A 19,849-nucleotide genomic window follows, 5' to 3' on the forward strand; every position below is an offset into this window, starting at 1 on the left:
TAAAAACAAAAAAGGTGGTCTTCACAGACCACCCTTTAGTATTAAATAGGATAAGATTAATCTACATTGTCGTGCAAGAACGAATTGTTCGGTCTGATCTCCGTTTCACCATCATCAAACGACAAGGTAAAGCGGCTCACTTGTGATTGGGAAGAATGTGGCACATCATCCAAGGTCTTTTGTTTTCTCTTGTATGCTGGCTCATTCTCCAATTCCTGAAGACCGTTCGAAGACTTCAATTTCATGCTCAATTCTTTCAAACGAAGGATTCTTTCTTTCGTTTTCATCAATTGATCCTCAAAATTGGACTCTTCTTTGATCGCCTCTTCCAGTTCAACTTCAGCTTTTGGCTGAGGTTCTGCCTGCAATGGCGACTGAATTGGTGCTTGCGCCTGTGGAGCAACTTCCTCCGGTTCTTCGTTGGTTTTATACGCATCGAATACCGTTGGCAATTTGAATTCGAAGATCGATGGTGAAGTTTTCAATTCAAACCCGTGTGGATTTGGATCTTCTTCTACCTCTTCAACATCATTACTATCTTCAAGCTCCAAGGTATGACGAATCAAATTTGGTTCTTTGTTCTCCACTGCATTTGCTTGTGAAGCAGATGCTACTTTATTGGAAAACAGATCAGCTTGTGGACCTTGAGGAGCAGTTGGCTCCGCCGGTTGTGTAGTCTTTACAAAAGCCGATGGCTCCTGTGCAGTACGCTCAACAAACTGATTGGTTGCTACTGGTTTTACGAAAGCCGAAGTTTGAACTTCGGGTGTTAAGGGAATAGCGATCTTCTCTTTCTCTTTTTCTTTCACGCGCTCTTCCGCAGTTTGAAAACCAGTCGCGATTATGGTTACAGAAAGCTCCTCGTCGTAGTCCTCATCGATACAGTTACCCCAGATCAGATCAGCCGAAAGACCAGCCTTCTCTTGGATATAATCTGTTACGATAGCTACCTCATCCATGGTTACCTCACGTGTACCGGAAGTAATGTTCAATAGGATGTAACGAGCACCTTCAATTTCATTGTCTTTTAATAATGGAGAGGCCAATGCGCCAGTTACAGCATCTAATGCGCGTTGTTCTCCTTTTGCCACAGCATTACCCATGATAGCAACACCGCTATCATTCATTACGGTACGAACATCCTTGAAATCGACGTTCACATAACCCGGAATAGTAATAATTTCAGCAATACCCTTTGCAGCAGTCGTTAAGATATCATCTGCTTTTGCAAAGGCAGCAGTCATTGTTAGGTTTCCGAAGATCTCACGTAAGCGATCGTTCGAAATCACTAAATAGGAATCCACGTATTTACGTAGTTCTTCCAAGCCATCTTCAGCTTGCATACGACGACGCTTACCTTCGAAAGTAAAGGGAGTAGTCACAATAGCAACGGTCAATATCCCCAATTCCTTTGCTGCTTTCGCCAATACTGGACTTGCTCCAGTACCGGTTCCACCACCCATACCTGCTGTGATGAAAAGCATCTTCGTATTGGTACCCAACATACGTTTGATATCCTCAATACTCTCGATAGCCGAGTTCTCACCCACATCAGGATCGGCACCAGCACCCATTCCTTCCGTTAAACTTGCTCCTAATTGTACCTTGTTCGGGATAGGACTCAACTCCAATGCTTGCGCATCCGTGTTACACACGATGAAGTCTACACCACTAATTCCCTGCTTGTACATGTGGTTTACAGCATTCCCGCCGCCTCCACCTACACCAATTACCTTGATAATTGATGAATTCTCCTTTAACATTTCAAATTGTATCGACATATAATTTATCCTATTTAATTCTTCATCAATCTATTACGTTATCGCAACTTGACTCAACAATTCTAATGTAATATTACCAATATATTAACAATAGTTATCCACATTTGTTAAATTGTGGAAAAAACATACTGATGTTGATAATTATTTTTTTCCAATGAAAGTATCATCGTCAATGTCCGCCCCGTCTTTGATCCAGTCTCCTAAGAAACGAGATAACCAACCTTCTTTTCTGCTTTGACCTTCCGCTATAACTTTAACGTCATCTTTGGATTTTTCTTTCCCTGCAACCGGAGTTTTTCTTGTCGTTCTCTCCTCGTCGCGCTTCTCTTCTTCCTCGATAGACTGAATACCTTTGATCAATAAACCGATACCTGTTGCATACAATGGGCTCTTCAATTCATCGAATGCCTGTTTGTTCAACATATCTGTTTTTGCCAAGTATTCGTTCGGATAACCGATACGGCAATCGATACCTGTGATGTACTCCACCAACTGAACCAAATGTTTCAATTGTGCACCACCACCCGTGATCACAATACCTGCGATCAATTTATCTTCATAGCCCGAAGCTTTGATTTCATAATATACATGCTCGATGATCTCTTCCATTCTTGCCTGAATGATATAGGCTAAATTTTTAACAGAAATCTCCTTTGGCTCTCTTCCACGGATACCAGGTACACAGATCACCTCGTTATCCTTGTTTTCATCTGCCAAAGCCGAACCATAACGAACCTTCAATTGCTCCGCTTGATTACGTAATACCGAACATCCCTGACGGATATCTTCCGTTACGATGTTACCTCCCAAAGGAATAACCGCTGTATGACGGATGATACCTTCATGGAAGATCGCTACATCCGTAGTACCTCCACCGATATCCACCAATACCACACCAGCTGTTTTTTCTTCTTCATCCAATACAGCTTCTGAAGATGCCAATGGTTCCAAGATCAGTTCCGATACCTCAAGGTCAGAATTATCTACACAACGTTTGATGTTCTTGATATCGGTTACACGACCCGAGATGATGTGGAAGTTTGCTTCTACGCGTCTTCCCGCCATACCGATCGGTTCTTTGATACCAGGCTCATTGTCGATGGTGAACTCCTGTGGTAAAACATGGATGATCTCCTCTCCTGGAGGCAATACCAATTTATACATGTCCGAAATCAAACGTTCGATGTCGATCCGTCCGATTTCATCATCGTCGTTCTTGGTCAAGATACCACGGTGTTGAATACTTTTGATGTGTTGTCCGGCAATACCTACGTTTACCACTTTGATGTCAACGTTGGATTGTCCTTCGGCCACTGCCACTGCTTCGCGGATGCTGGTTACCGTTTTTTGGATGTTGGCAACGACACCACGGTTCACTCCTGCAGATTCTGCTTTCCCTACACCCAATAATTCCACCTTGTTAGCACCACTACGACGACCAACCGTTACGCAGATCTTCGTGGTACCGATATCCAATCCGACAATGATTGGATTCTCTTTTTCATTTTCTGTAATTCTAGGTTTCATATGCTGTGTTTGATGCTGTATATTATAATTCCTTTTTTTCTCCTTTGTTTGTCTGCTTAACGCATTAAGTTGTCTTTATTTATTTTCATCTGTAAGCTGTCCATAAACCACTCTCCTTTTCGCTCACAAATGATCTGACCACCATACTTTACATTCACCTTACTGTAGGCATCATTACCTACTTTTGGAAGGATATGGGTATAGAACTTGGTCAACCTATCCAGTTTATAACTCAATGAATCGGCATTCCCTATTACCAACTGCTGGTCTCCAACACGCGGCACAATCTCGATATCCCGCTCATTGTTCACATAGAGCTGCACAATCTGGTTAGACCATAATTCATCGTTTTTCGTTTGCTCCACCACTTTGATCAAATCCTTTACAGCTTTTGTCTGAACCGGTTCCAAGGATTTCTTATAGCCTTCGCCGATAAACCCGTTCGCAACCATCACATGCGGAACATACTTCAAGGTTACCGGAATCTTTTGATTCTTGGAATCCACATAGTATTCCTGTCCATTCTGGTTGATCACGCGTAGCACAACTTCCCGTTGCATCACCTGTACTTTCATGGTTCCATCCATATCCATATGTACATCGGCTTCCGACACATATGGCGATCTCCTTAACTCGGTTTCGATCTTTTGTAGAGGGATCTCGTTCAATGGTCTTCCCACTACACGGCCGAATTTCTCCTGGATCATCGAAGTAATATCCGTCTGGTCGATAAAAGTCTCCTTTCCTTCGACCATCACTTTCAAGGCCGAGCACACCTGAACCTGATCCTTTTTATTGACCAGACTCATCAACATGCCCACCCCTACCAGCGCAACAATGCTTAGGAAGAAGTAGCCGACCTGACGCCATTTGATATTTCTTATTTTATCCAACATGTAATACTTCGCTAATCGGTTTAACCAATTTATCAATATCGCCTGCTCCTACAGTAACCACTAATTCTGGGCTTTCTGCTTTAATGATTTCCAATACCTCTTCTGGGCTTACCAATCTTTTATTCTCCAGATTGATCTTGTCCAATAACCAAGAAGAATCCACTCCTTCAATAGGCAGCTCCCTTGCCGGATAGATCTCCATTAACAACAACTCATCGGCTAACCCAAGAACTTCCGCAAATCCATCTACAAAATCACGTGTTCTTGTGAACAGGTGAGGTTGGAAGACCACCGTCAGTTTCTTGTTCGGATATAGCTTCTTCATCGAGGTCAAAAAGGCCCTCAATTCCTCCGGATGATGCGCATAGTCATCAATATAAATATGTGACGGATTCTTAACGATAAATTCGAAACGTCTTTTAACGCCTGCAAAATTCGATAAGGCCGTACGGATCTTATCCGCTTCGATACCCAACAGATTCGCTACCGTAATCGCAGCAACGGCATTCTCTACATTATGTAATCCCGGGATACCCAGGTGCACATCCTTTAAAATCAAAGTCTCCGAATGGTAATCAAAATAAAATTCCCCATCTCTCACGTGTACATTTTCTGCGTAGGCATCACATTTCTCCTCACGGGCATACGTGATGTTTCCTGAAAATGGCAAACCTTTTTTCACGATCTTATCGCCATCTTCCACCACCCTATCCAAGAATAGTTTAAAGGAAGTGACCAATTCTTCAGGATCTCCATAGATATCCAAGTGATCAGCATCCGCCGAAGTAACTATGGCAATATTCGGATGAAGAGTCAAGAAAGAACGATCGTATTCATCGGCTTCCACGACAACCACATTATTATCACCGAACAATACATTGTTCTGGTAGTTGGTACTGATCCCGCCTAAGAAAGCTGAACAATCATAACCTGAATCTTTCAATATATGGGCAACCATGGTTGATGTTGTTGTCTTCCCATGGGTACCAGCTACGGCAATCGTAAACCGGCTTGCCGAAATAAACCCTAATACCTGAGATCTTTTGAACAATTCATGACCTTGCTCCATAAAGAAGGCTTTAAGCGCCAAATCCTTTGGAATAGCAGGGGTATAGATCAAAAGCGTCTCCTCATTCGCTTCCTTAAAAACAGCCGGAACGGTATTGATATCATCGGTATACGTGATATCTAATCCTTCTGCCTCCAAGGTTCTGGTCAACTCGGTAGAGGTACGGTCATACCCTGCCACTTCGCATCCCAAACGACTAAAATAACGAGCCAATCCGCTCATGCCGATTCCTCCGATGCCCAGTAGGTAAACTCTTTTTATTTTGTCGATATTCATTTCTTTATTTTTTTATTAATTCCAATACTTCTTTTGCAATGACTTCATCCGCATCCGCCAATGCCAATTTCTTGATCTCTTCGCTCAATTTGACCTGCTTTTCAGGATCAAACAATAGGTTCAGGATGGTTTCCACCAAATCCGAACCAGCTTGCGCATCCCTGACCATCACCGCCGCATCCTTGTTCACCAGGGCCAAAGCATTTTTGGTCTGATGATCATCCGAAACATTTGGCGAAGGAACCAGGATAACCGGTTTACCAACCACACATAGTTCAGATATGGTCCCCGCACCAGCTCTTGCCACGATCACATCCGCCGCTGCATAAGCATAATCCATGCGCTCCAGGAATGGCATCAATTTGATGTTCTCCGGAAGGGAGTCCCCAAATTCTGCTTGCAGCTTCTCATAATAGTAGCTCCCACATTGCCAGATCACCTGAATATCCTGTGCGACGAAGGCAGGAATACCTGCTTTGATGCAATCGTTCAGCGTCTTTGCGCCTAAACTACCCCCTGTTACCAAAACGGTTTTCTTCTTGGCATCCAAGAAGAAAGCATGCATGGCTTCCTCCTTTTTCCCCTCAATAGCCACTGATGACTTACGGATCGGATTTCCTGTCAACAAGATCCTATCCTTAGGAAAGAAACGATCCATCCCTTCGTATGCCACGCAGATGCGTTTTGCCTTGGCTCCCAATTTTTTGTTGGTCACCCCAGCAAATGAATTCTGCTCCTGGATCACTGTCGGAAGGCCCATCATATTGGCCATCATCAACAAGGGTCCCGACGCATAGCCACCAACACCGATAGCTGCCTCTGCTTTAAAATCTTTAAGAACTTGCCTTGCTTTCCATAGACTTTTGATCATCTTAAATGGAAGGCTGATGTTTTTCAACATCGATTGTCTATTAATCCCAGCAATATCCAATCCGATGATTTCGTATCCTGCTGCTGGAACCCGCTCCATCTCCATCTTACCATTTGCTCCTACAAAAAGGATCTCGGTATCCGGAGCTATATTTTTTAGCGCATTAGCGATGGCAATCGCCGGGAAAATATGTCCCCCAGTTCCTCCGCCACTAATTATGATTCGATGCGCCATCTGTTATGCTATTAAATTGTACCTACTACTACTTTCTTTGGTGTCCTAACCTTTGCGGGCTCCAATTCTTCCTTGTTCTTGATCTCTTCAATATTTCGGCTCACACTCAAGATGATCCCCAAAGCGATCGAAGTGAACAAGATGGAAGTACCCCCCATACTGACCAATGGCAAAGGAACCCCAGTAACCGGTCCTAGACCTACGGCCACCGCCATATTCGCCAAGGCTTGAATGGTCAGACTGAATCCTAGGCCTGCCGCCAGAAAAGCACCGAACGCCCGAGGACTCATGGTCACAATCCGGATGATCCGGTACATCAAGGCTATGTATAAGAACAAGAGTACTGCGCCTCCAACGGTTCCATATTCTTCAATGATGAACGCGAAAATAAAATCCGAATAAGGGTGTGGTAAGGAATTCCGCTGAACGGAGTTACCAACGCCTTTTCCGAACATCTCTCCTGTTGCGATGGCAATCTTGGCATTATTCGCTTGGAAGTTTTTATCATCCTGAAAAGAAGTATTGCCTTCATGTACAGATTCCGTTTGAAAGAACCCTTGTATTCGACTGATATAGGTTGCACGACGTGGTCCTAATAGCATGACCAAGGTCAAGAGCACAGCACCACCCATACATACTACGGCTATCTGCTTGAAACTGATCCGACCGATCATCAACAACAACACACTCACACCAAACAGCATCAAAGCGGTTGAAAGGTTGGCCAAGGCAATCAATACAAAGACTACACAAACCGCACCCATGATCGGAATAAAGGATTTCTTCACATCTTTGATCTCCTCTTGCTTACGGGATAACATCCTTGCCAAAAAAGTGATCAGGGCCAGTTTCGCCAAATCCGAGGTCTGGAACGTCTGGTTGATGATCGGAATGGTCAACCACCTGCTCGCATCATTGACCTTACTACCGAATAATAAGGTATATAACAACAATGGAATAGTGATCAACATCAATAATTTGGAAATACCGGCATAATAGCGGTAATCCAGTTTATGGGATAGATACATCAGACCAAAACCTGCGGCCACTGTAAAGAAGTGCTTAAACAAATAAATTTCCGTACCCTTTCCTTCTTTGTATGCCAAAGGACCTACCGAGCTATAAACAGCCAATAGCGACCAAATGGATAACAGGATCACGATGATCCAGATCCATTTATCTCCTTTAAGTTTTGAAAAAATGCGTTCCATCATAAATCTTAATTTTATAAGTGCATTACTGCATCCTTAAATTGTTCGCCGCGATCTTCATAATTCTTGAACCAGTCAAAGCTCGCACATGCCGGCGATAACAATACCGTATCTCCTTTTTTCGCTAGATGCGAAGCAATCTGTACCGCATCGCTCATAGAAGCTGAATTCACGATCACATCGGTATCATCCTCAAAAGCCTCATGGATACGACCAGTATCTTTACCGATACAGATGATCGCTTTCACTTTGGATTTTACCAAATCACGTAACATTTCGTAATCATTTCCTTTGTCCACTCCACCCATGATCAACACGATCTCCGTGCTGAAACTTTCCAAAGCATACCAAACCGAATTCACGTTCGTCGCTTTCGAATCATTGATGTAATTGACCCCACCGATGCAGGCAACATGCTCTAAGCGATGCTCTACATTTACAAAAGAACCCATACTTTCCTTCATCGTCTGGTTACGGAGTTCCTGTACTTTGGCTACTAAACCTGCGGCACTGTTGTTGTAAACATTGTGTCTGCCCTGCAGTGATAATTCTTCAATATTCATGGTAAAAGCTTCTCTATTTGGTACTAAAATGTTCAAGTTCTTGTCGGCATCCACAAAGGCACCTATGCTTAATTCCCCCTCTTGGGTGAAAGGCAGGTATTGCGCTGCTGTGGGATGTTTATCCAGGGCAGCAACTGTTTCTGCATCATCCTGGCAATAGATGAAATAATCTTCTGCTCGTTGGTTCTGAACCATTCGGAACTTAGAAGCCACATAATTCTCCATCTTATAATCGTACCTGTCCAAATGGTCAGGCGTAATGTTCAATATAACCGCTACATCAGCGCGGAAATGGTACATATCGTCCAACATGAAACTGCTGATCTCCAATACATAGCTATCATGTTGTTCCCTTGCTACCTGTAAGGCAAAGCTGTTCCCGATATTACCCGCAAGCCCAACGTTCAACCCTCCTTGCTTCAATACATGATAGGTTAATAAGGTGGTCGTTGTTTTACCATTGGAACCCGTGATACAGAATAATTTAGCATCGGTATACTGTGCCGCGAATTCAATTTCCGAGATGATCGGTTTTCCCATTCCACGCAATTGCTTGATCAATGGCGCTTTTTCAGGAATACCTGGGCTCTTGACGATCAGGTCTGCATTGACGATCAGGTCTTCGGTATGTTGACCCGACTCAAATGCGATCCCTTCTTCCTGAAGCATATTCAGGTATTTCTCAGAAATAGTACCCATGTCCGAAACAAAGACATCAAAGCCTTTATCCTTCCCAAGGATGGCAGCTCCCACGCCGCTCTCTCCTGCGCCAAGAATCACTAGGCGTCCAGACTGTGGGTAATAGGTATGTGCAATGTTCGACATCTGCTTATCTCACTTTCAAGGTTACTACCGTAATAATGGCCAAGATGATCGACACGATTAAAAATCGGGTAACGATCTTGGACTCATGATATCCTTTTTTCTGATAATGGTGATGCAAAGGCGACATCAAAAAGATGCGTCTTCCTTCACCGAATTTCTTTTTCGTGTATTTGAAATAGGAAACCTGAAGGATAACCGACAAGCTTTCCAACAAGAAAATTCCACATAAAACCGGGATCAATAATTCCTTACGGATCAGGATGGCAAAGGCAGCAATAATACCACCGATGGTCAAACTACCGGTATCCCCCATGAACACCTGTGCCGGATAGGCATTGTACCACAAGAAACCGGTACATGCTCCAACAAAAGCGCCTGCAAAGATTACCAGCTCTCCAGAATTCGGAATGTACATGATGTTCAGGTAATCCGAAAAGATGATGTTACCAGATACGTAGGCTAGGATCGCCAAGGTAATCCCGATGATGGCGGAGGTTCCTGTAGCCAACCCATCAATACCATCAGTTAGGTTCGCCCCATTGGAAACTGCCGTAACAATCAGGACCACAACCACCAAAAACAGGCAGAAGGTAATCCATACATTATTCAGTCCGAACACATCCAACACTTTGGCATAATCAAACTCGTTGTTCTTATACAAAGGAATATTGGTCTTCGTGGATTTTACGTTTTCGGCATAAGTCTTCTCCCCTGTTGACGGATTGATGATCACTTCCACCGGTCTTGAAGACGAAGGGTTGGAAACCGTTTGGCGAACTACGATATCCGGATGGAAATACATCGTCACCGCGATCAACACGCCCAAACCTACTTGACCAATCACTTTGAAACGACCGGCCAATCCTTCTTTATTCTTACGGAATACCTTGATATAATCATCCAAGAAACCGATAGCTCCCATCCATACGGTGGTGATGATCATTAAAAGCACATAGATATTATCCAACTTGGCAAATAACAAGGTTGGAATTAGAATACCTGCAATGATGATCAATCCACCCATGGTAGGTGTTCCTTGCTTTTTCTTTTCCCCTTCTAGACCCAGATCACGGATCGTTTCGCCAACTTGTTTCTGATGCAACAAGCGGATCAAACGGCTACCATAAACGGTGGTGATAATTAACGATACAATAACTGCCATGGCCGTCCGGAAGGAGATAAACTGGAAAAGTCCAGCTCCAGGGATATGAATATGCTCATTAAGCCAAGTGAATAAATAGTATAACATCCGTTTAGTTATGTTCGTTAAAAATTTTAATTAATTCTTCCTTATCATCAAAATGGTTCTTTACCCCATTGATTTCCTGGTATTTCTCATGTCCCTTACCAGCCACTAGAATCACATCTCCTTCTTGTGCCAAATGAAAAGCAGCACGGATAGCTTCTCTACGGTCGGTAATGGAAAACACATTTTTCTTTTTATCGGTAGGCACGCCGGTTTCCATTTCCTTGATGATCGCTGCTGGATCTTCGGATCTTGGATTATCAGAGGTTAGGATCACCTTATCGCTAAGGCGACAAGCCACTTCAGCCATTTCCGGGCGTTTGGTCCTATCTCGATCACCACCACATCCCAACACGGTAAAAACCTGTTGTCCAGCTTGACGGAGTTCATTGATGGTTTCCAATACATTCTCTACTGCATCCGGTGTATGGGCATAATCCACGATAGCCACTACGCCATTTTTAGCTTTCAAAGTTTCAAAACGACCTTCGGCACCCGCAATCTCCGAAAGTGCGGTCAACACTTTCATGGTCTCCTGCTCCAACAGGATAGCCGCACCATAAACCGCCAATAAATTATAGGCATTAAAATGTCCTACCAATTTCACCCACAGTTCGTGCTGATCGATCTGCAACAGCATTCCATCAAAATGGCTTTCCAAAATCTTGGCTTTGAAATCCGCCATTTGGTGTAGGCCATATGTTTTGCGGTGCGCAAAAGTATTCTGAAGCATCACCTGACCATTTTTATCATCGATATTGGTCAAGGCAAATGCAAATCTGTCTAAGTCATCAAAGAATTTCTTCTTCGCTTTAATATAGTTGGCGAAAGTGCCGTGGAAATCCAAATGATCGTGGGTAATATTGCTGAATATCCCACCTGCAAAACGCAGACCTGCGATTCGCTGCTGAACTACCGCATGCGAGCTGACCTCCATAAAACAATAGTCACATCCATCCATCAACATCTCCTGCAATAAAGCATTGAGGGAAATAGGATCCGGAGTGGTATGGGTGGAGGCAATGATGCGATCCCCAATCTGGTTCTGCACTGTCGACAATAAACCCACATGGTAACCCAATTTTCCAAAAAGATTGAAAAGCAAGGTCGCAATGGTCGTTTTACCATTGGTACCGGTTACCCCTACCAATTTTAGTTTATGGGAAGGATTGCCGTAAAAATTACCTGCAATCACACCAAGTGCATAGGCAGAATCTGAAACCAGTACATATACTACATCATCTTGGATATGTTCAGGCATCTCCTCCGCAACAATAACCCCTGCTCCTAAGGCGATGGCCTTTTCAATAAATAAATGCCCATCTGTTTGATGTCCTCGAACTGCAATGAATGCACTTCCCGATTCCGCTTTGCGCGAATCAAGACAAATGGCTTTCACCTCCGTCTCCAGGGTGCCGCGGTAATCTTGTACCGGAATGCCGTGCAACAATTCTTTTAACAACATCTTAATTTAATTCTATAAGTACATGCGTTCCAGCTTTCAATCGCTGTCCCGCTGCTAATGATTGATTGATAACTTTTCCTTTTCCACGCACCGTGGTTTTATAGCCTGCATTCTCCATCGCAAAGATGGCATCCACCAGGCCCATTCCCTTTACATTCGGAACTACCCCTTCTTTCACCTCATTGGTGGCAAATGAAGTAGGTGTGACGCCTGTGCCTGCGGAATCTTTTTCCGAGCGAACAATCGCATTCCAGTTCACCGTTTTGAACCCTAACTTCTCATATACCTTAGCAGTCGCTTCTTTAGATCCTCTTAAGGTATAAGGCACCTTCTCTCCAGCCACATTCACTTGGCGTTGGCCAAACGTATGGTGCAGGGAAAGGTCGTTGGCATAGACCATATCCGCCAGTTCGCGGAAAACCGGTCCAGCTACCGAACCTCCATAGTATCCATTCCTAGGGTTACGGATAACCACGATCATGGAATATTTTGGATTCTCTGCGGGGAAATAACCAGCAAAAGAGGATTGATATCTTCTTTGTCCATATCCTCTGGAACCATCGGCCATTTGGGCAGTACCCGTCTTACCTGCTGAAGTATACAATGGGCTTTTCAAACGCTTACCTGTACCTTCGTCCATCACTCCTTTCATCATCGTCTGCATAGACTTGATTGCTTCCGGAGAGGCAATCTGCTTATTGATCACCCTCGCTTCGAATTTCTTAACCGGTTGACCCAGGTGTTGGATTTCCTTTACGAACAAAGGCGCGACCATCTTACCATTATTGGCAACCGCATTGAACAAGGTCAATGTCTGCAATGGAGTAAGTTTCAATTCATATCCATAGGCCATCTGCACCAAGGATAATTTGCTCCAAGAACGGCTATCTGGCATTTTCACCCATGGCGTCGCCTCCCCAGGGATTTGGATTCCTAATGGTTGGTTCAACCCCCATTCATGCAATTTTCCAGTGAATTTCTCCGGATTAGCACCATAATGTTGATTGATCAATTTGGCAACCGCCACGTTGGAAGATTCTTCAAAGGCTTCCAAAACCGTCATGCGGGATTTTTTAGGTGCATGCGAATCCTTGATGGTATGCGAAGGAACTTTATACGTTCCATTACCCACATCCACCACGGTATTCAAGTCCACTTTTTTATCGTCCAATGCTACTAGGTAAGAGGCTACCTTAAAGGTAGAACCGGGGTCAGCCCCTTGCGCAATGGCATAGTTGAATTTTTCTCTATAAACTTCGCCATCTTTGGTAAAGTTGGCAATGGCACGAATCTCTCCGGTCTGAACCTCCATCAATACCACACAACCGTTATCGGCATTGCTGATCTGCAATTGCTTTTCCAAGGCACGTTGTGCCATATCCTGCATATTCACATCGATGGTTGCAATGATATCCGAACCATCTGTTGGAGCGATTTCCATCTCTCTGTTCACTGGGATCCAAACACCGCCCGCAATGCGTTGCATCAATTGCACCCCGCTTTTTCCTTCGATGTAATCGCCATAAGCACCCTCAAGACCTACCCTCACCGTATCGCCTTTGGTGTTTTTGTAACCGATGGTACGAGCCGCTAGATTAGTAAAAGGCAAAATGCGCTTGTTCTCACGAACCGCGATCAAACTGCTTGAAAAGCGTTTTTTCTCTGATTTGAAATTCTTGAAAAGTGGAAACTTCTTCAAGTCCTTTAACTGCTGATGCGACACCGCACGCTTGATCAGCACATAGCGTTGTTTTTTGGCCCTTGCCTCCTTAAGTTGGGTCAGGTACTGTCTCGAAGAACGATCTCCGAAGTATTTCGCCAGGTTAATGGCCAAAGAATCCACCCGAGCATTGAAGACATCGTTATGCTCGGATGGAATGGCCATCGCATCAAACCTAATATCATATTCTGGCACCGAAGTAGCCAGCAAACTGCCATCATTAGAATAAATATTGCCACGGGCAGCCTCTACCACACGCTCGCGTATGGTCAAGCTATCCGCCATTTCACGCCATTGATCACCATCAACATATTGCAGGTGAAGCAACTTTCCAAAAACCAAAAGGGCACCAAATACCATCAGCCCGAACGCCAGGTATACCCTCATCAAAATGGTCTTCCTAATATTCATGTTTCTTGCTAATGTGACTATTTAACTTCTTTTACTATCTCCAGTTTTATTGGTGGCTCGGTACGCTCTTTCAACCCTAAGGTATCCGCACGCTTTGCTATTTCTGTCTGCGTGGTCAATTTCATCAACTCCGCATTCAATGATTTATAATCCCAACTCAATTCCTTCACTTCCCTCCCCAATTTATCGATCCGACGAACCGTATTCTCTGCCAAATGCCTGTTCGTGATATACAGCAGGCCTAACAAAGCAAGAAAAGCCACAAATGGCAAATTCTTGGCAACGAGATAAGTGGACAACCTTTGGGTAGAAAAAAAGCTCTTGAGGAAATTTTCGGTCTCTTCTACTTTTTCTTCTAAAGCATCCGACATCTCCTCCTGAACTTCTTCGCTCAGTTCCTTTTGTTTTATGGTATTCCTATTCGCCATCCCTATCCTATCTTTTCTGCAATTCTTAATTTTGCACTCCGTGCTCTGTTATTTCTTGCCAGCTCTTCGGCATTCGCTACGATCGCTTTGCGGCTGATCACCTTGAATGGCTTGATCTCATTTCCGAAGAAATCCTTCTCTACTTCCCCCTTGAATTTTCCTTTTGCCATGAAGTTCTTCACCAATCGGTCTTCCAAGGAATGGTAGGACATGACCACCAATCTGCCATTTGGCTTCAAAACAGCTTCTGTCTGTAATAAGAACTCCTGCAAAGCCTCTAACTCCTTATTCACCTCAATACGCAAGGCCTGAAAAACCTGCGCATGGTATTTATGTTCTTTTCCTTTGGGAACCAACTTCTGGATCACCTGCTTCAATTCCGCTACCGTTTGGATCTCTTGGTTCAGCCTCGCTGTGACGATCACCTTCGCCAGGGATTTTGCATTCTGGATCTCCCCATACATCCCAAAAATCCGATGTAACTCTTCCTCCGGGTAAGTATTCAATAGTTTTTTCGCATCCAGGTCCGAAACCTGATCCATGCGCATATCCAGATCCGCATCAAAACGGATGGAGAACCCACGGTCTGCCGCATCAAATTGATGCGATGAAACACCTAGATCGGCCAAAATGCCATCAACCTGCTTAACACCTTCTAAGCGTAGATAATTTTTTAAGAACTTGAAGTTCTGATGGATCAATTTGAACCTTGGATCATCCAACGCATTTTTAACCGCATCAGGATCTTGATCAAAGGCGTACAACCTACCGTTTTCGCCCAGATGTTTCAAGATTTCTTTGGAGTGGCCTCCGCCTCCAAACGTTACATCTACATAGGTACCGTTCGGATCAATTGCCAATGCATCGATGCACTCCTGCAACATGACAGGTACATGGTATCCAATTTCATTACTCATCGATACTTCCTCCGAAATCAAATCCACCCATTACCTCTTCTGCCAAGGATGCGAAATCTGCTTCATCCGCATCTCCCATCAATGCCTCGTACTCCTCTTTTGCCCAAACCTCGATCTTATCGAACGTACATTGCAAGAACACTTCGCCATGAATGTTTCCATATTCCAACAATGATTTTGGCAACAGGACACGTCCGGCAGCGTCCAAGGTCAATTCCGTAGCCCCCCGCATAAATTGACGAATGAAGTTTCTGTTCTTCGCATTATACTGGTTCAGTTTAGATAGCTGGAACATCTTTTTGTTCCATTCTTCCTTGGTATAGATCACTAAATTTTTCTCAAATCCACGGTTCACCACTAGCCCTTCACGCTCTACATCAGGCAATTGCCTTTTGAGCGCGGCAGGGACCACCAATCTTCCCTTGGTGTCTAGCTTACATTCGAACTCGCCGATTAATGGATTCATTTATTTGACTTCTACGGTAATTTTAATGTAAAAGTATACACTTTCTCCCACAATCCCCCACAATGCCCCACAAAAAAGTTTTCCACATAGGCATCCGCCTACAAAAACAGCCTTAAATAGGTCAAAAACAAGGGATTGTATTGAAACACAATAAATTAATGAATGTATCATAGGGATGTTTTTTAGGGTATTTTTGGGTTAAATGGCTTGGTATTAAGCAGTAAAATGGCAAAATGAAAGGTAATGTGGGGCAAAGTGGAGGACTATTGAGAATGCAGATTTTTTAAGCCTTTTCGAGAGGTTTCCTTCGCTATAAAAGCAAGGTGAAAGTAACCTAAAAGTATGTAAAATGTATGTTCGACATAGATTTACATACTAAAACCCTGCTTTAAGCATGCTTTAAGGGCGAATCTAGTTTGAAAATGCGGTTTTAGCATAGAAAACTACCCTATTATAATTCTTTATTCTCGGATAAATCAGATAATTTTGTAGCGCAAAAAAAATAATACAGAACACATGCATAGAACACATACCTGTGGCGAATTAAGAATCACAGACTTGGGAAAAACGGTAACCCTTAGTGGGTGGGTACAGAAATCTCGTGACTTGGGCGGAATGACCTTTATCGATGTTCGTGATCGATATGGCATCACCCAATTGACCTTCAACAGTGAGGACGACGAGGCTTTACGTAGCCAAGCACGCGAATTGGGCCGTGAGTATGTGATCAAAGTGACAGGAACTGTAATTGAACGTTCCAGCAAGAACAGCAAAATCCCTACCGGAGAGATCGAAATAAAGGTGAGCAATTTGGAAATCCTGAACGAATCCAAGCTACCTCCTTTCACGATCGAGGATGAAACCGATGGAGGTGAAGATATCCGGATGAAATACCGTTATCTGGACATCCGCCGTAACCCGGTGAAGAATTCCTTGTTATTCCGTCATAAGGTAGCGCAAGAAGTAAGAAATTACCTTTCTTCCTTGGATTTCTGTGAGGTGGAAACTCCTTATTTAATCAAATCTACCCCTGAGGGTGCTAGGGACTTTATTGTTCCTTCCCGCATGAACCCAGGACAATTCTACGCGTTACCACAGTCGCCGCAAACATTCAAGCAATTATTGATGGTGGGCGGATTGGACAAATATTTCCAGATCGTAAAATGTTTCCGTGACGAGGACCTTCGTGCCGACAGACAGCCGGAGTTTACCCAGATAGACTGTGAAATGTCATTTGTGGAACAAGAGGATATCCTGAATGTATTTGAAGGAATGACCCGTCATCTTTTGAAGAACATCCATGGGATCGAATTGGAGCAATTTCCACGTATGACTTTTGATGAGGCCATGCGTACCTATGGTAATGACAAGCCAGATATTCGTTTCGGTATGAAATTCGGCGAATTGAATGCGGTAGCACAACATAAGGATTTCGCCATTTTCAATAATGCGGAATTGGTGGTAGGTATCGCTGTTCCAGAAGCGGCATCTTATACCCGTAAACAGATCGATGAACTGACCGATTGGGTAAAACGTCCGCAGGTTGGTGCTTCGGGAATGGTTTATGTGAAATGTGAAGCGGATGGTACATTTAAATCTTCCGTTGATAAATTCTACGACCAATCGGATCTGGCTAAATGGGCAGAAGCGACCGGCGCAAAAGCTGGAGATTTGATCCTGGTATTATCTGGTCCTGCGAATAAAGTTAGAGCGCAGTTGAGTGCCTTGCGTATGGAATTGGGTAATCGTTTAGGATTGCGCAAACCAGATGAATTTGCACCATTATGGGTAATTGATTTCCCATTGTTGGAATGGGATGAGGATACCGAGCGCTATCACGCCATGCATCACCCATTTACTTCACCTAAGGTAGAAGACATGCCTTTGTTGGATACCGATCCTGGAAAAGTACGCGCAAATGCTTATGACTTGGTATTGAATGGAAATGAAATCGGAGGCGGGTCGATCCGTATCCATGATAAAGATATGCAAGCCTTGATGTTCAAGCATTTAGGATTTACGCCTGAGCAGGCACAGGACCAATTCGGTTTCTTGATGAATGCTTTCCAATACGGAGCTCCTCCACACGGTGGATTGGCCTTTGGATTGGATCGTTTGGTAGCTATCCTTGGTGGCCAAGAAACGATCCGTGATTTCATCGCTTTCCCGAAAAACAATTCTGGAAGGGATGTGATGATCGATGCGCCAGCTACCATCGCGAAAGAGCAATTGGACGAGTTGGGTTTGGGAATAAAATAGTAAAAGAATATATTTCTTTCTTATTCAAAAAGCTTAAATGGAAAATCCATTTAGGCTTTTTGATTTTTTAGCTGCATGAAAATTAGCAGATTTTTTTTATATTTAAAATTGGCATCATACCTTTCATCTTTTATTTTTGCACGAAAGCTTAATCATCCCCTATGGCACAAACTATTGCTGACAAATTCCTTAAAGATAGCTTGGAGAAATCCTTTGATCTGAAACATCGTCAGATTATCAATACAGGAATTGATAAATATAATACCGCCTTTGAAAAAGGGAAAAGCAAATTTTTTGATCTGGAGAATTCGAAATTAAAGGCTAACCTGATCAAATGGAAAGCTATTGAAAATCTGGATAAATACCTATTGGATTTTGAGTCGAATTTCACGGCAAATGGTGGAAAGGTAATCTGGGCAAACGATGTGAAGGAAGCCCAAGAGGAGATCTGGCGCATCATGGAATACCATAATGCCCAATCGGTCATCAAATCAAAATCGATGGCTACCGAAGAAATCCACCTGAATGATTTTTTGGAGAAAAAAGGGATCGAGACGGTTGAAAGTGATCTAGGCGAGTATATCATCCAACAATTAGGTCATAAACCTTATCACTTCGTGACCCCTGCGATGCACCTTAGTTTGGAAGATATTGCAAAGGTCTACCACGAGAAATTTGATATGTCCTTGGAATCTTCAGCAGAAGAATTGACCATGAAAACCCGTGAGATCATGCGGGAGAAATATACTAGCGCTGATATTGGTATCTCAGGTACCAACTTTTTAGTGGCAGATACCGGCAGTATAGCGATTACGGAGAATGAAGGAAATGCCAGGTTGACCACCACTTTTCCCAAAGTTCATATTGCGGTGGTTGGAATTGAAAAGGTATTACCAAGCATCAATGACCTTGATTTATTTTGGCCATTATTGGCATCCCATGGAACTGGTCAGAACCTGACCGTTTATAATACTTTATTATCAGGCCCTAAAAAAGGAACCGAAAGAGACGGACCAGAGGAGATGTATGTGATCCTCTTGGACAATGGTAGGACCAATGTATTGGAGCAGAAAGACCAGCGCCAAGGCTTATATTGTATACGTTGTGGTGCATGTTTGAATGTTTGTCCGATCTATCAGAACATTGGTGGCCATACCTATGAAACCACCTACCAGGGACCTATTGGTTCATTGATCTCTCCACACCTGAACGGCATGAAGGAATTTAAGCATTTGAGTTATGCTTCTTCGCTGTGTGGAAAGTGTACAGAGGTTTGTCCGGTAGGGATCGATATCCAAAAGATGTTGTTATTGAACCGCAGGGATTCCGTTCAGGAAGGCCTAGCTGCTCCGATGGAGGTTAGAGGCTGGAAGATGTTCACCTGGGCGATCCAAAAAAGAAAATGGATTGATTTCTTTGGTGGAAAGATGAAGAATTTCTTTGTGCGTAATTTTTTCAAGAAAGCTTGGGGAGATCAAAGGGAACTGCCAAAGATTGCAGATAAATCCTTTGCGCAGCAATGGAAGGAAAAACAGAAGCACGAGAAGTAAAAAGGGGGTTTGCTAAGATTTACGTCATTGCGAGGAGGCACGACGAAGCAATCTTTGGACTTTGTCATCCTGAATGCCCTTTGTCATCCTGAGCATCGTCGAAGGATCTGTACGGGTACTAGCGAAGAGATGCT

The 19,849-nt window shown here is 43.6% G+C and carries 15 protein-coding genes; 2 read left to right on the forward strand and 13 right to left on the reverse strand.

The genetic code is table 11. From position 1 onward, the window contains the following. Nucleotides 1–56: 56 nt before the first annotated feature. From ftsZ to mraZ, 13 genes are all read right to left on the reverse strand, one after another. Nucleotides 57–1,781, reverse strand: coding sequence for a cell division protein FtsZ (gene ftsZ, locus E3D81_RS07725; protein ID WP_099366906.1), 1,725 nt, complete (start codon nt 1,779–1,781; stop codon nt 57–59). A 141-nt stretch (nt 1,782–1,922) separates the two neighbouring features. Beyond that, on the reverse strand, nt 1,923–3,308 hold the full coding sequence (gene ftsA, locus E3D81_RS07730) for a cell division protein FtsA (protein ID WP_099366905.1): 1,386 nt from the start codon (nt 3,306–3,308) through the stop codon (nt 1,923–1,925). A gap of 56 nt (nt 3,309–3,364) precedes the next feature. Next, complete coding sequence (locus E3D81_RS07735) at nt 3,365–4,204, reverse strand: cell division protein FtsQ/DivIB (RefSeq protein WP_134777028.1); 840 nt, start codon at nt 4,202–4,204, stop codon at nt 3,365–3,367. After that, a complete protein-coding gene (murC, locus tag E3D81_RS07740; protein ID WP_134777029.1) occupies nt 4,194–5,549 on the reverse strand; it encodes a UDP-N-acetylmuramate--L-alanine ligase in 1,356 nt (451 codons plus the stop codon). The genes E3D81_RS07735 and murC overlap by 11 nt, the downstream gene beginning before the upstream one ends. A 4-nt stretch (nt 5,550–5,553) precedes the next feature. Then, nucleotides 5,554–6,654: an undecaprenyldiphospho-muramoylpentapeptide beta-N-acetylglucosaminyltransferase gene (gene murG, locus E3D81_RS07745; RefSeq protein WP_134777030.1), complete on the reverse strand. Its 1,101-nt coding sequence runs from the start codon at nt 6,652–6,654 to the stop codon at nt 5,554–5,556. 11 nt (nt 6,655–6,665) lie between these two features. Then, entirely contained in the window at nt 6,666–7,865 is a 1,200-nt protein-coding gene (locus E3D81_RS07750) for an FtsW/RodA/SpoVE family cell cycle protein (protein ID WP_099366957.1), read from the reverse strand. A 14-nt stretch (nt 7,866–7,879) separates the two neighbouring features. Further along, nucleotides 7,880–9,253, reverse strand: a complete 1,374-nt coding sequence (gene murD, locus E3D81_RS07755; RefSeq protein WP_134777031.1) for a UDP-N-acetylmuramoyl-L-alanine--D-glutamate ligase — start codon at nt 9,251–9,253, stop codon at nt 7,880–7,882. Nucleotides 9,254–9,257: 4 nt separating this feature from the next. Further along, nucleotides 9,258–10,502: a phospho-N-acetylmuramoyl-pentapeptide-transferase gene (mraY, locus tag E3D81_RS07760; RefSeq protein ID WP_099366900.1), complete on the reverse strand. Its 1,245-nt coding sequence runs from the start codon at nt 10,500–10,502 to the stop codon at nt 9,258–9,260. Nucleotides 10,503–10,506: 4 nt separating this feature from the next. After that, nucleotides 10,507–11,964: a UDP-N-acetylmuramoyl-L-alanyl-D-glutamate--2,6-diaminopimelate ligase gene (locus tag E3D81_RS07765; RefSeq protein WP_134777032.1), complete on the reverse strand. Its 1,458-nt coding sequence runs from the start codon at nt 11,962–11,964 to the stop codon at nt 10,507–10,509. Nucleotide 11,965: 1 nt separating this feature from the next. After that, on the reverse strand, nt 11,966–14,095 hold the full coding sequence (locus tag E3D81_RS07770) for a penicillin-binding protein (RefSeq protein ID WP_134777033.1): 2,130 nt from the start codon (nt 14,093–14,095) through the stop codon (nt 11,966–11,968). Between the two features lie 17 nt (nt 14,096–14,112). Next, on the reverse strand, nt 14,113–14,523 hold the full coding sequence (locus E3D81_RS07775; RefSeq protein WP_099366897.1) for an FtsL-like putative cell division protein: 411 nt from the start codon (nt 14,521–14,523) through the stop codon (nt 14,113–14,115). A gap of 2 nt (nt 14,524–14,525) precedes the next feature. Beyond that, a complete protein-coding gene (gene rsmH / locus E3D81_RS07780; protein WP_099366896.1) occupies nt 14,526–15,440 on the reverse strand; it encodes a 16S rRNA (cytosine(1402)-N(4))-methyltransferase RsmH in 915 nt (304 codons plus the stop codon). After that, on the reverse strand, nt 15,433–15,906 hold the full coding sequence (gene mraZ / locus E3D81_RS07785) for a division/cell wall cluster transcriptional repressor MraZ (protein ID WP_099366895.1): 474 nt from the start codon (nt 15,904–15,906) through the stop codon (nt 15,433–15,435). Before mraZ ends, rsmH begins: the two co-directional genes overlap by 8 nt. 516 nt (nt 15,907–16,422) lie before the next feature. Here mraZ and aspS point away from each other — a divergent pair. Together aspS and E3D81_RS07795 are read left to right on the forward strand one after the other, a co-directional pair. Further along, a complete protein-coding gene (aspS, locus tag E3D81_RS07790) occupies nt 16,423–18,165 on the forward strand; it encodes an aspartate--tRNA ligase (RefSeq protein ID WP_134777034.1) in 1,743 nt (580 codons plus the stop codon). Nucleotides 18,166–18,326: 161 nt separating this feature from the next. After that, nucleotides 18,327–19,715 carry a LutB/LldF family L-lactate oxidation iron-sulfur protein gene (locus tag E3D81_RS07795; RefSeq protein ID WP_134777035.1) on the forward strand — a complete coding sequence of 463 codons (1,389 nt, stop codon included), beginning with the start codon at nt 18,327–18,329 and terminating at the stop codon, nt 19,713–19,715. The last annotated feature ends 134 nt before the right edge of the window (nt 19,716–19,849 follow it).

This window comes from Sphingobacterium sp. CZ-2 (assembly GCF_004526235.1).
Lineage (GTDB): Bacteria > Bacteroidota > Bacteroidia > Sphingobacteriales > Sphingobacteriaceae > Sphingobacterium > Sphingobacterium tenebrionis.

What these genes read in the sequence shown, in the direction of transcription:
- ftsZ (WP_099366906.1), bottom strand. Translation starts at nt 1,781, where the DNA reads ATGTCGATACAATTTGAAATGTTAAAGGAGAATTCATCAATTATCAAG.
- ftsA (WP_099366905.1), bottom strand. Translation starts at nt 3,308, where the DNA reads ATGAAACCTAGAATTACAGAAAATGAAAAAGAGAATCCAATCATTGTC.
- E3D81_RS07735 (WP_134777028.1), bottom strand. Translation starts at nt 4,204, where the DNA reads ATGTTGGATAAAATAAGAAATATCAAATGGCGTCAGGTCGGCTACTTC.
- murC (WP_134777029.1), bottom strand. Translation starts at nt 5,549, where the DNA reads ATGAATATCGACAAAATAAAAAGAGTTTACCTACTGGGCATCGGAGGA.
- murG (WP_134777030.1), bottom strand. Translation starts at nt 6,654, where the DNA reads ATGGCGCATCGAATCATAATTAGTGGCGGAGGAACTGGGGGACATATT.
- E3D81_RS07750 (WP_099366957.1), bottom strand. Translation starts at nt 7,865, where the DNA reads ATGGAACGCATTTTTTCAAAACTTAAAGGAGATAAATGGATCTGGATC.
- murD (WP_134777031.1), bottom strand. Translation starts at nt 9,253, where the DNA reads ATGTCGAACATTGCACATACCTATTACCCACAGTCTGGACGCCTAGTG.
- mraY (WP_099366900.1), bottom strand. Translation starts at nt 10,502, where the DNA reads ATGTTATACTATTTATTCACTTGGCTTAATGAGCATATTCATATCCCT.
- E3D81_RS07765 (WP_134777032.1), bottom strand. Translation starts at nt 11,964, where the DNA reads ATGTTGTTAAAAGAATTGTTGCACGGCATTCCGGTACAAGATTACCGC.
- E3D81_RS07770 (WP_134777033.1), bottom strand. Translation starts at nt 14,095, where the DNA reads ATGAATATTAGGAAGACCATTTTGATGAGGGTATACCTGGCGTTCGGG.
- E3D81_RS07775 (WP_099366897.1), bottom strand. Translation starts at nt 14,523, where the DNA reads ATGGCGAATAGGAATACCATAAAACAAAAGGAACTGAGCGAAGAAGTT.
- rsmH (WP_099366896.1), bottom strand. Translation starts at nt 15,440, where the DNA reads ATGAGTAATGAAATTGGATACCATGTACCTGTCATGTTGCAGGAGTGC.
- mraZ (WP_099366895.1), bottom strand. Translation starts at nt 15,906, where the DNA reads ATGAATCCATTAATCGGCGAGTTCGAATGTAAGCTAGACACCAAGGGA.
- aspS (WP_134777034.1), top strand. Translation starts at nt 16,423, where the DNA reads ATGCATAGAACACATACCTGTGGCGAATTAAGAATCACAGACTTGGGA.
- E3D81_RS07795 (WP_134777035.1), top strand. Translation starts at nt 18,327, where the DNA reads ATGGCACAAACTATTGCTGACAAATTCCTTAAAGATAGCTTGGAGAAA.